This window comes from Planomonospora antibiotica (assembly GCF_014647955.1).
Taxonomy (GTDB): domain Bacteria; phylum Actinomycetota; class Actinomycetes; order Streptosporangiales; family Streptosporangiaceae; genus Planomonospora; species Planomonospora parontospora.
In genome coordinates this window covers 1-11,362 of sequence record NZ_BMQE01000041.1, presented here as the reverse complement: position 1 = coordinate 11,362, position 11,362 = coordinate 1, and the positions used below count along the sequence as shown (strand labels likewise).

At 72.4% G+C, this 11,362-nt stretch carries 10 protein-coding genes; 8 read left to right on the top strand and 2 right to left on the bottom strand.

Translation table 11 applies throughout. From position 1 onward, the window contains the following. Positions 1–74 precede the first annotated feature (74 nt). Positions 75–1,736, bottom strand: a complete 1,662-nt coding sequence (locus IEZ06_RS37335) for a glycosyltransferase (RefSeq protein ID WP_189239635.1) — start codon at positions 1,734–1,736, stop codon at positions 75–77. Between the two features lie 222 nt (positions 1,737–1,958). Here IEZ06_RS37335 and thrC point away from each other — a divergent pair, with 222 nt between their 5' ends. The 7 genes from thrC (at position 1,959) to IEZ06_RS27735 (ending at position 9,760) form a co-directional block, all read left to right on the top strand. Next, positions 1,959–3,017 (top strand): threonine synthase, encoded by a 1,059-nt coding sequence (gene thrC / locus IEZ06_RS27765; RefSeq protein ID WP_189239634.1) that lies wholly within the window; start codon positions 1,959–1,961, stop codon positions 3,015–3,017. A 28-nt stretch (positions 3,018–3,045) separates the two neighbouring features. After that, on the top strand, positions 3,046–4,035 hold the full coding sequence (locus IEZ06_RS27760; RefSeq protein WP_189239633.1) for a homoserine kinase: 990 nt from the start codon (positions 3,046–3,048) through the stop codon (positions 4,033–4,035). 498 nt (positions 4,036–4,533) lie between these two features. After that, positions 4,534–6,498, top strand: a complete 1,965-nt coding sequence (gene rho / locus IEZ06_RS27755; RefSeq protein ID WP_189239632.1) for a transcription termination factor Rho — start codon at positions 4,534–4,536, stop codon at positions 6,496–6,498. Positions 6,499–6,774: 276 nt separating this feature from the next. Further along, positions 6,775–6,993 (top strand): 50S ribosomal protein L31, encoded by a 219-nt coding sequence (gene rpmE / locus IEZ06_RS27750; RefSeq protein ID WP_068894819.1) that lies wholly within the window; start codon positions 6,775–6,777, stop codon positions 6,991–6,993. Positions 6,994–7,129: 136 nt separating this feature from the next. Next, positions 7,130–8,182: a peptide chain release factor 1 gene (gene prfA / locus IEZ06_RS27745; RefSeq protein ID WP_068894821.1), complete on the top strand. Its 1,053-nt coding sequence runs from the start codon at positions 7,130–7,132 to the stop codon at positions 8,180–8,182. Between the two features lie 10 nt (positions 8,183–8,192). Further along, positions 8,193–9,047 (top strand): peptide chain release factor N(5)-glutamine methyltransferase, encoded by an 855-nt coding sequence (prmC, locus tag IEZ06_RS27740; RefSeq protein ID WP_189239631.1) that lies wholly within the window; start codon positions 8,193–8,195, stop codon positions 9,045–9,047. 29 nt (positions 9,048–9,076) lie between these two features. Next, positions 9,077–9,760: an L-threonylcarbamoyladenylate synthase gene (locus IEZ06_RS27735; RefSeq protein ID WP_189239630.1), complete on the top strand. Its 684-nt coding sequence runs from the start codon at positions 9,077–9,079 to the stop codon at positions 9,758–9,760. A 109-nt stretch (positions 9,761–9,869) separates the two neighbouring features. Here IEZ06_RS27735 and IEZ06_RS27730 read toward each other — a convergent pair whose 3' ends face one another. Beyond that, the gene (locus IEZ06_RS27730) at positions 9,870–10,880 is read right to left on the bottom strand and encodes an LCP family protein (RefSeq protein ID WP_189239629.1); all 1,011 of its coding nucleotides are present in this window, start codon (positions 10,878–10,880) and stop codon (positions 9,870–9,872) included. A 310-nt stretch (positions 10,881–11,190) separates the two neighbouring features. Between IEZ06_RS27730 and IEZ06_RS27725 the strand changes: the two genes are divergently transcribed. Beyond that, a partial coding sequence (locus IEZ06_RS27725) for a helix-turn-helix domain-containing protein (RefSeq protein WP_189239628.1) occupies positions 11,191–11,362 on the top strand: 172 nt, incomplete at its 3' end.

The window sequence follows — 11,362 nt, the reverse complement described above, 5'->3', positions numbered from 1 at the left end:
GCCCGGGCGGCCGCCGCCCGCCTACCCGGCCGGAGCCCGCACGACCCGCCTCCGGCCGGGCGTTCCCGCGACCGCTAATCCTGGCCGATCACGGTGCGCAGGCGGGAGAGCAGCGCACGCGCCTTCCGGAGGGACGGCTCCGCGGGACCGCGACCGCCCGGCTCCGGCCTCCGGCCGTCCGCCTCCGGCCTCCGGCCGTCCGCCTCCGGCCTCCGCGCCCCGTCCCGGCCCTGGAGCGGTCTCTCCCGGGCCGCCGCCGGGGACCGGGCCGGGGCCTTCGCCGGGGACGGAGCCGGGGCCTTCGCCGGGGCGGCTCCGGCCCCGCCCGGGTCCGCCTGCGTAGGCGGCCAGAACTCGGTGCGCTCGCCCCGCCCCGCGCCGTGGGTCGCCCGCACCGAGGCGGCCACGGCGGCCGGGTCGCCGGCCCCGAGCAGCAGGGCCCGGCCCAGCGCCTCGGTCCGCTCCAGGACCGCCGTGCCGTCGGCGCCCAGGTCGACGGTGAGCATCCCCAGCCGGTCCCGCTGGAGCGCGCCGATCATCTTCTCCAGGGTCCGGGGGCCCGGCGGGAGTGCGACCGGACCGGTGTAGCGGAACGGGACCGGCGCCGGAGTGGGGGAGACGCCGGTGACCGTCCGCACCCGCTCGTCGTGGGCGAAGTGCTCGCGCATCAGCAGCAGCTCGAAGTCCGGGCCGTCGGGCACCGGGCGGCGCTCCCCGTCCGGCTCCGGCCACGGGGCGACCAGCGCGACCGCCACGTCGCCGACCGACCCGGACAGCACCGCGCCCACCGCCCGGCGCACCTGCTCCTCGGCCGCGCCGTCCACGTGCAGCACCACCTCGACGTACGGCACCAGCCAGCGCCTCTCCCGGTCCTTGCGCAGATCCCGGCGGAGCGGGATCCGGTGGGCGAGGTAGGGGGAGACCAGGCGCAGGGCCCGGTCCCGGTCGAGGCGCTGCGCGGGCAGCCCGAGGTGCACCGCCTGGGCGGCCATGTCGGGGACGAACACCACGCCGTGCTGGGCCAGCCGGTAGGCGAACTCGGTGTCCTCCCCCCTCGGCACGGCGGGGTCGAGCCCGCCCGCGGCGTGGAAGACCTCCCGCCGCATCGACACCGTCGGACCGGTGCACACGTGGTACGGGTTGCGGCTGGCCCGCAGGCCGTCGAGCCGGGCGATGGTCTCCTCGGTGGAGCTGGGCACCGCCGCGGACAGGTCGAAGACGTCCCCCAGGGAGCCGCCGCGCACCGCCTCGTGGACCCGCGCGGGCGTCGCCGGCGGCTCCTCGACGAACTTCTTCGCGCCGATGGCGACCACGTGGTCGCTCAGGTGGTGCCAGCGGGCCAGCGCCTCGATGTGCTCGCGGCAGACGACCATGTCGGAGTCCAGCCGCTGCAGCACGAGGCCGTCCGCCCTGGCCGCCCCGGAGTTGACCGCGTGCGCGATGCCCCACCCCCCGGGGTCCGCCGCGACGATCCGGGTGTCCGCGGGGGCGATCTCCGGCAGCCGCAGCGGCGGCTCGCTGCCGTCGTCGACGACGATCACCTCCATGAGGTGGTCCGGGTAGCTCTGCGCCGCCAGGGCTGCGAGGACCAGGTCCAGCCGGTGCTGCCCGCCGCGCGCGGGGATGACCACGCTCACCGGAAGGGACGGCTCCCAGCCGCCGAGCCCGGGGGGGTCCAGAGGCGAGTAGTCGTTGTGCCGGATCGGGGGCAGGCCGATCGCCGCTCCGCCCGTCATGACAGCTGCGCTCCTTGTCAGATCGTCCGGGGTTCCGTCTGTCAAGCCCTGTCGACCCTACCCGCCGTTCCCCGGTGTCTCCTGGCGGGAGGCCGCATCGAGGGGGGCCGTTGTCCACTTGGTGGACGCGGCATCCCGGGGGTCAGGCGGTTGCCCGTAGACTCGTTGCCCAACACCGCAGGTAGGGCGCGCGCGGTGAAGCCGCGTGCGGGAGGAGCAATCATGACCAGGGCATGGCGTGGCCTCATCGAGGAATACCGTGACCGTCTTCCGGTCACCGAGGAGACGCCCGTCGTGACGCTCCTGGAGGGCGGCACGCCGCTCGTCCCGGCGCACAGGGTCTCGGCGCTGACCGGCTGCGAGGTCTACCTGAAGGTCGAAGGGCTGAACCCGACGGGCAGCTTCAAGGACCGCGGCATGACCATGGCCATCAGCAAGGCCGTCGAAGACGGCGCGAAGGCCGTCATCTGCGCCTCCACCGGCAACACCAGCGCCTCCGCCGCGGCCTACGCCGTCCGCGCGGGCCTGACCTGCGCGGTGCTCGTGCCCCGGGGCAAGATCGCCATGGGCAAGCTGGCGCAGGCGCTGGTCCACGGGGCGCGGCTGCTGCAGGTCGAGGGCTCCTTCGACGACTGCCTGGAGATGACCAGGAAGCTCTCGGAGAACTACCCGATCGCGCTGGTCAACTCGGTGAACCCGTTCCGGCTGCAGGGACAGAAGACCGCGGCCTTCGAGATCGTGGACGCCCTCGGCGACGCGCCCGACGTCCACTGCATCCCGGTCGGCAACGCCGGCAACATCTCCGCCTACTGGATGGGCTACACCGAGTACGCCGCCGACGGCACCGCCACCAGGACGCCCCGGATGCTCGGCTTCCAGGCCAGCGGCTCGGCGCCGATCGTCAACGGTGCCCCGGTGACCCACCCGCACACGATCGCCACCGCGATCCGCATCGGCAACCCCGCCTCCTGGAAGCTCGCCGAGGCCGCGCGGGACGAGTCCGGCGGCGTCATCCAGGCCGTCACGGACCGCCAGATCGCGGCCGCCTACAAGCTGCTGGCGCAGGAGGAGGGCGTGTTCGTCGAGCTCGCCTCCGCGGCCAGCGTGGCCGGTCTGCTCCAGGCCTGCCAGCAGGGGCTGGTCGAGCCCGGCCTGCGCATCGTCTGCACGGTGACGGGCAACGGGCTCAAGGACCCCGACTGGGCCATCTCCGGCGCGCCGACCCCGATCACGATCCCGATCGACGCCCACGCCGCCGCGAGCGCCCTCGAACTCGCCTGATCCCACCGGCTCCTCGACAAGGGAACGCATGACCGACAGCACGGTGGTCGTCCGGGTTCCGGCGACCTCGGCCAACCTCGGCCCCGGATTCGACACGCTGGGGTTGGCCCTGGCCCTCCACGACGAGGTGGAGGCCACCCTCTACGAACCCTCCCCAGGCGGCGCGGCCGAGACCGCCGAGGTCTCCGTCGAGGGTGAGGGCGCGGGCGAGGTCCCCCTCGACGGCGGCCATCTCATCGTCGCGACGATGCGGAGGACCTTCGACAGGATGGGCCTGCCCCGCCCCGCCGGCATCCGGCTGCGCTGCGTCAACCGGATCCCGCACGCGCGCGGGCTGGGCTCGTCCTCCGCGGCGATCTGCGCCGGGATCCTCGCGGCCCGGGCCCTGGCCGCCGCGCCGTACGCCGCGGCTCCGCGTCCGGACGGTACGGCGCCGGCCCCGCCGGGGAGCCCCCCGGAGTTCACCGACGACGACGTGTTCGCCCTCGCCACCGAGATCGAGGGGCATCCCGACAACGTGGGGCCCTGCCTGGCCGGCGGGCTCACGGTCGCCTGGACGGAGCCGTCGGGTGTTCCGCGTATGGCGAAACTGCTCCCGCACGCCGGCGTACGGCCCGTGGTCCTCGTCCCGGAGCACCGCCTGGCCACGGAGACGGCGAGGGGACTGCTGCCCGCGAGCGTGCCGCACGCCGACGCGTCGGCGAACGCCGGGCGGGCCGCGCTGCTGGTCGCGGCGCTGACCGGGCGGCCGGAGCGCGAACTGCTGCTGGCCGGGACGGAGGACCGGCTGCACCAGGGCTACCGGGCTCCCGCGATGCCGCGGACGGCGGAGCTGGTGGCGCGGCTGCGCGCGCTCGGGATCCCCGCGGTCGTCTCGGGCGCGGGTCCCACGGTCCTTGCGTTTTCCACGGGGGATAAGCAGGATTTGATCGCACCAGAAGTGGGTAATGACTGGCACATCCGGCCACTGGATGTCGAAACCCGCGGTGCGTGCGTTGTTTCTCCCGAGACACGTTGATGCCTCTTCGGCCTTCAGGGAATAGCTGTGTGCGCTGGTGATGTTAGGCTGATAGCCGCACCAGATGCCCCCGTGCTGGGTGCGTGCTTGTCAGCCACACATCGTTGCCTCACGTCCCGTTCCACGAGGCGTGAACGCCGCAGTGGCTTCCCCGAATCCGCCGCCTCCGAATGGTCCACATTCGAGCGGGGCAAGGAGAGGCGGCGTTTTAGGGGACATGCGCGTTCGAAACACCTCGACATCTGGTTGCCGGTAGCAATCCGGGGGGTGTCCTCCGCGCCTCACCGTCGGCGGGTCTCGATGGCGGGTGCGTGGATGTGCCCTTCTCCGACAGTGGCGACGGCCCTCCCGGGCCGTCGAGGATCGCAACAGGATCGCAACAGGATCGCGACAGGACCACAACGTGCAACCTGACCCGGTCTGTCCCACCGGATCGATCGCACCACCGGGACGATTGGCTGATCATGGCCACGCCCGACCCCTGGGAAGGACCCATTAGTGAGCGACACCACCGAACTCCTCTCCGACGCGAACGGCGCACAGCCCGCGGCCGGCGACACCCCCACCCGCGCCGCGGCGAAGTCGCCGCGTCGTCGCTCCGGCACCGGCCTGTCCGCCATGGTGCTGCCCGAGCTTCAGGCGATGGCCTCCGGCCTCGGCATCAGCGGGACCGGGCGGATGCGCAAGAGCCAGTTGATCGCGGCCATTCAGGAGAAGCAGGGCGTGACGGCGGAGAGCGCCGCCGCGCCCGCCGCCCCCGCGGCTCCGGCTCCCGCCGCCGCGGAACCGGCCGCCGAGCGCCCCGCGCGCAGCCGCAGGGAACGTTCCCGTGCCTCCGCCGCCCCGGCCGAGCCCGTGGCCGAGCAGCCCGTCACCGCACCCGAGCCGGTGGCCGCCGCCGCTCCCGCGGTGGAGGCGCCGGCCGAGACCGGTCAGACCGAGGGCCGCGCCGAGCGCGGCGAGAGCCGCCGTGAGCGCGGCGAGCGTCGCCGTGAGCGCGGCGAGCGCGGTGAGAGCCGCCGTGAGCGCAGTGAAGGCCGCGGTGAAGGCCGCGGTGACCAGCGCGCCGCCGACGCGGGGCAGAGCCGTGGAGAGCGCGGCGAGCGCGGCGAGCGTGAGCAGCGCGGGGACCGCGTCGAGCGTGGAGACCGCGAGCAGCGCGGTGAGCGCGGCGGTGACCAGAACCGCGGCCCGCAGGGCCGCACCGACCAGCACGGCATCGGCGAGGACGACGACCGCCGCGGGCGCCGCGGCCGGTTCCGGGAGCGCAACCGCCGCGGTCGCGACCGCTTCGAGGGCGGCGGCGAGCCCGTGGTCGGCGAGGACGACGTCCTCATCCCGATCGCCGGCATCCTGGACATCCTCGACAACTACGCGTTCGTCCGGACCAGCGGCTACCTGCCCGGTTCCAACGACGTCTACGTGTCGCTGGCCCAGATCCGCCGCAACGGCCTGCGCAAGGGCGACGTCGTCACCGGCGCCGTCCGCCAGCCGCGCGACGGCGAGCGCCGGGAGAAGTTCAACGCGCTCGTCCGCCTCGACACGGTCAACGGCATGGACCCGGAGCAGGCCCGCCAGCGGCCCGACTTCAACAAGCTCACGCCGCTCTACCCGCAGGAGCGCCTGCGCCTGGAGACCGAGCCGAACATCCTGACGACCCGGATCATCGACATGGTGGCCCCGATCGGCAAGGGCCAGCGCGGTCTCATCGTCTCCCCGCCCAAGGCCGGCAAGACGATGGTGCTCCAGGCGATCGCCAACGCGATCACCCGGAACAACCCCGAGTGCCACCTGATGGTCGTCCTCGTCGACGAGCGTCCGGAAGAGGTCACCGACATGCAGCGGTCGGTGAAGGGCGAGGTCATCCACTCGACCTTCGACCGTCCCGCCGAGGACCACACCACGGTCGCCGAGCTCGCCATCGAGCGCGCCAAGCGGCTGGTGGAGCTGGGCCACGACGTCGTCGTGCTGCTCGACTCGATCACCCGTCTGGGCCGGGCCTACAACCTCGCGGCCCCGGCCTCGGGCCGGATCCTGTCCGGTGGTGTCGACTCCACGGCGCTCTACCCGCCGAAGCGCTTCTTCGGCGCCGCCCGCAACATCGAGAACGGCGGCTCGCTGACGATCCTCGCCACGGCGCTGGTCGAGACCGGCTCCAAGATGGACGAGGTCATCTTCGAGGAGTTCAAGGGCACCGGCAACGCCGAGCTCAAGCTCAACCGGGCCCTCGCGGACAAGCGGATCTTCCCCGCGGTGGACGTCGACGCGTCCGGCACCCGCAAGGAGGAGATCCTCATGGGCAAGGACGAGCTGCAGATCGTCTGGAAGCTGCGGCGGGTGCTGCACGCGCTGGACATGCAGCAGGCTCTGGAGCTCCTCCTGGAGAAGATGAAGGAGACCAAGTCCAACGCGGAGTTCCTGCTCCAGGTGCAGAAGACGACGGTCAGCTCCGACCGCGACTGACCCCGCGCGCCGTACGGCGGACGCCCCGGATCCCTCCCGCAGGCGGGGGCCGGGGCGTCCGGCGTCGCAGGACCTCCTCCCTCCCGCTCTCCCCGGGAGGGGCGGGACGGGCGGGGGAATGTCTTGTGGCCTGGGATGGTTGAAGGATCTGGCACACTGGTAGCCGAACCGCAGCGGTTCCGGTTCCCGCCCACTCGCACCTCAGTGTGTTCTCCCCGCCTCCGCGGGGGTGGACCCTGGCGACCCGGCGACCGCGCCTTGGAGAGGACGACAGTCATGAAGCCCGACATTCACCCGGAGTACGTCACCACCCAGGTGACCTGCACCTGCGGCAACACCTTCACCACCCGCAGCACCGCCAAGAACGGCGCGATCCACGCCGACGTGTGCTCGGCCTGCCACCCGTTCTACACGGGCAAGCAGAAGATCCTGGACACCGGCGGCCGGGTCGCCCGCTTCGAGAAGCGCTTCGGCAAGAAGGCCACGGGCAAGTAGCCCAGCTCCCGACGCCGGCTCGGAACCACCCACCGTTCGCGGAGGGTGCGCCCGGGTCGGCGTTCGTGGTGAAGAGGCGGGCTCTGCCAGCGGCCTTCCGCGGCCGAGGGTTTTCCAGAAGGAAGAAGGACGTGCGGTGAACCTCGACGAGCTGCTCAGTGAGTATGCGGAGCTGGAACTCAAGCTCGGCGACCCCACCGTGCACGCGCACCCGACGCAGGCGCGCACGTTCGGCAGGCGCTACGCCGAACTGACCCCGATCATCAACACCCACCGGGAGCTCGAGGGCGTCCGGAGCGACCTGGCCACCGCCAGGGAGCTGGCGTCCGAGGACGAGGCCTTCGCCGAGGAGGCCAAGGAGCTCGAGGCGAGGATCCCCGAGCTGGAGGAGAGGCTCCGCCACCTGCTCGTCCCGCGCGATCCCAACGATGACAAGGACATCATCATGGAGATCAAGGCGGGTGAGGGCGGCGAGGAGTCGGCGCTGTTCGCCGGCGACCTCCTGCGGATGTACCTCCGCTACGCGGAGCGGGTCGGCTGGAAGACCGAGATCATCGACATGACCCACTCCGACCTCGGCGGCTACAAGGACGTCACGGTCGCGGTGAAGGCCAGGGGCGACGAGGGCGTCTGGTCCAGGCTGAAGTTCGAGGGCGGCGTGCACCGCGTGCAGCGCGTGCCGGTCACCGAGTCGCAGGGCCGCATCCACACCAGCGCGGCGGGCGTCCTGGTCTACCCGGAGGCCGAGGAGGTCGACGTCCAGATCGACCCGAACGACCTGCGCATCGACGTCTACCGCTCCAGCGGCCCCGGCGGCCAGAGCGTCAACACCACCGACTCGGCGGTGCGCATCACGCACATCCCGACCGGGGTGGTCGCCTCCTGCCAGAACGAGAAGAGCCAGCTCCAGAACAAGGAGTCGGCCATGCGCATCCTCCGGGCCCGCCTGCAGGCCATCGCCGAGGAGGAGGCCAACGCCGCGGCGATGGCCGAGCGCAAGTCGCAGATCCGCACGGTCGACCGCTCCGAGCGCATCCGCACCTACAACTTCCCCGAGAACCGCATCTCCGACCACCGCACCGGCTTCAAGGCCTACAACCTCGACCAGGTGCTGGACGGGGACCTGTCGGCCGTCATCCAGTCCCTGCTCGACGCCGAGATGGCGGAGAAGCTCGCCGCCCACGCCTAGAACCCCCGCCATGACCTTTCTGCTGGACGAGATCGCCCTCGCCACCGCCCGGCTCGCCGAGGCAGGTGTGCCGTCGCCGCGCACCGACGCCGAGGAGATCGCCGCCTATGTCCACGGCGTACGGCGCAGCGAGCTGCACACCGTGGCCGACGCGGACTTCGACGCGCTCTTCTGGGAGGGCGTCGCCCGGCGCGAGGCCCGCGAACCGCTCCAGCACATCACCGGGCGGGCGTACTTCCGCTACCTGTCCCTGGAGGTCGGGCCCGGCGTCTTCGTGCCGCGCCCGGAGACCGAGGTGATGACGGGCTGGGCCATCGAGCGGCTGCAGGAGATGGACGTCGCCTCCCCGGTCGTGGTGGACCTCGGCACCGGCTCCGGCGCGATCGCGCTGTCCATCGCCCAGGAGGTCGCCCTGGCCACCGTGCACGCGGTCGAGGTCGACCCGGACGCCTACCGGTGGGCCAAGCGCAACATCCTGGAGCAGGGACAGGGCCGGGTGCACCTGCACCCCGAGGACCTCGCCGACGCGCTGCCCGAGCTCGACGGCCAGGTGGACCTGGTGGTGTCCAACCCGCCCTACATCCCGCCGGGCGCGATCCCGCGTGACCCCGAGGTGCGCGACTACGACCCGCACCGCGCCCTGTTCGGCTCCGGCCGCGACGGCCTCGACGAGGTCAGGGCGGTGGAGCGGACCGCGCGCAGGCTGCTCCGGCCGGGCGGGTTCGTCGCCGTGGAGCACGCCGACGAGCAGGGCACCCCGGTCTATCTGATCTTCTCCGAGGAGAACGGCTGGCGCGACGTGCGCAGCCGGCAGGACCTCGCCCGCAGGGACCGCTTCGTCACCGCTCGTTTCGGCCAGGAGTAGGATCCCGGCCGGGAACAGGAAGGAACGCCGTGAGCAGACGCTATGACTGCGCCGACGCCGAGCAGAGGGCGGCGGGCCTGACCGACGCGGCATCGGCCGTACGGCGCGGCGAGCTGGTGGTGCTCCCGACGGACACCGTCTACGGCATCGGGGCCGACGCCTTCACCCCGTCCGCGGTGAACCTCCTGCTGGAGGCGAAGGGACGCGGCCGGGACATGCCGGTGCCCGTCCTCGTCGGCACCGTGCGCGCGGCGAACGCGCTGGTGGAGAACCTGGGGCCGTACGGCCAGGACCTCGTCGACTCCTTCTGGCCCGGCCCGCTCACGCTGATCTGCCGGGTGAACCGGTCGCTCTCGTGGGACCTGGGCGAGACCAAGGGCACCGTCGCGCTCCGGATGCCGCTGCACGCGGTCGCCTTGGACCTGCTCAAGGACACCGGCCCGATGGCCGTCTCCAGCGCCAACCGCTCCGGCGCCCCCGCCGCCACCACGGCGGAGGAGGCCGAGAAGCAGCTCGGCGACGCGGTCTCGGTCTATCTCGACGGGGGCCCCTGCGCGGACTCGGTCCCGTCCACGATCCTCGACCTGACCACGGCCGTGCCCAGGCTGCTGCGCCGCGGGGCCGTACCGGTGGAGAAGCTGCGCGAGGTGATCGGCTACGTGGCGACCGACGCGGATCCGGAGTCCGATGACGGGCCGGGGTCCGGGGCCTGACCGGTTCGCGGCCCGGTCGGAGCGCGACCCGGTCGGCGTCCTGACGGGAGCCGCGTCCGCCCCCGGCCCGCGTTCCGCCGCGCCGAAAGGCCGTCCGGGGCGCGGGCGGTCAGCGCACCGTGTCCACCGCGTTGCCGCTGTCGTGCTCCCGGACGTAGTCGTCGATGCGGTCGTCCTGGATCGCCGCGCTGAGCGCGCGGACCTCGGGCATGTCCAGCAGGACGACGCTCTGGCGGTTCCTCGTGCCGGTGCCCTCCACCGGCATCGTGACGTAGTCGAGGGAGTCGAGACCGGCCAGGTCGAGCATCCGGGACCTGAGCATGCCCGTGGTGACCCCCGCGTCGACGCTGAAGGCCTTGGTCAGGGCGCGCAGCAGGTCGTTGACCTTGACGGGGTTGGTGAGCGTCTCGGCGCTGAGCACCTTGTCGGCGATGGAGTTCAGCAGCGCCTGCTGGCGCTTGATCCGGTCGAGGTCGCCTCCCGGGAGGTTGGCGCGCTGGCGGACGAAGAGCAGTGCCTTCTCCCCGTTGAGATGCTGGCTGCCGGCCTTCCAGGTGACCTTGCGGTAGGGGTCGTGGACCGTCTCGGCGATGTCGACGTCGACCCCGCCGATCGCGTCGACGGCCGCGGCGAACCCCCGGAAGTCGATCGCGGCGTAGTGGTCGATGCGGACGCCGGTGAGCTTCTCGACGGTTCTGATCAGCAGGGCGGGACCGCCCCAGGAGAAGGCGGCGTTGATCTTCGCCTTGCCCTTCCCCGGGACGGTGACCCACGAGTCCCGGGGGATGGAGACCACGGAGACGAGATTGCGGCCCTCGGAGAGGTGGATCAGCATGATCGTGTCGGTGCGCTGCTGCCCCGGCCGCCAGAGTTCCCCCTGCGCGTCCTCGCCGGTCGTGGTCTCCTCGGAGCGGGTGTCGGTCCCGACCAGCAGCCAGTTCTCCCCGACGCCGGGCTCGGGCGGGGGCCGTTCGGACTCGTCGGTGGGCAGCGCGCTGGGCAGGCGGGTGATGTCGCCGTCGAGGCTCACCTGGAACGCGTAGAGCGCACCGGCGCCGCAGACGCCCATCAGGACCACGGCGGCGCCGATGATCAGTAGCAGTCGGCGGGCGCGACGCATCGAGCTGACCCCTATCGAATCCGGTACATCCCGTTATGCACGCATATCGCCGTGCGACCTGCCGACACCCTACGGCCAGGAGGCGCCGCAGGGCACCACCGGCGGACGGATCCGCCAGGACCGCGGCCCGCGTCCATCAGATCCTCCCCAGGGGACCGTCGCCTTCAGGCGAGGGGGGAATCGGGGGCGGGAGGGCCGCCCAGGCCCGAGCGTGCCCTGACCTGTCAGGTCCGCGCATCATGGATGCCCTTCCCGGTTTTACCGACGTCGGCCGAGATCGTGGTGTTATCGTTACCGAACGTGAGGGGAGGTGGGTGTGCGCAGGTCGTTCAAGTTTCTGCTGCGCCCCACCACTCGACAGGCGGCGGCGCTCGCCGCGTGCCTGGAGGACCACCGGCAGCTCTACAACGCCGCCCTGGAACACCGCCGCACCGCCTACGCCAAAGCGGGCGTGAACATCCGCTACGGCGACCAGTCGGCCG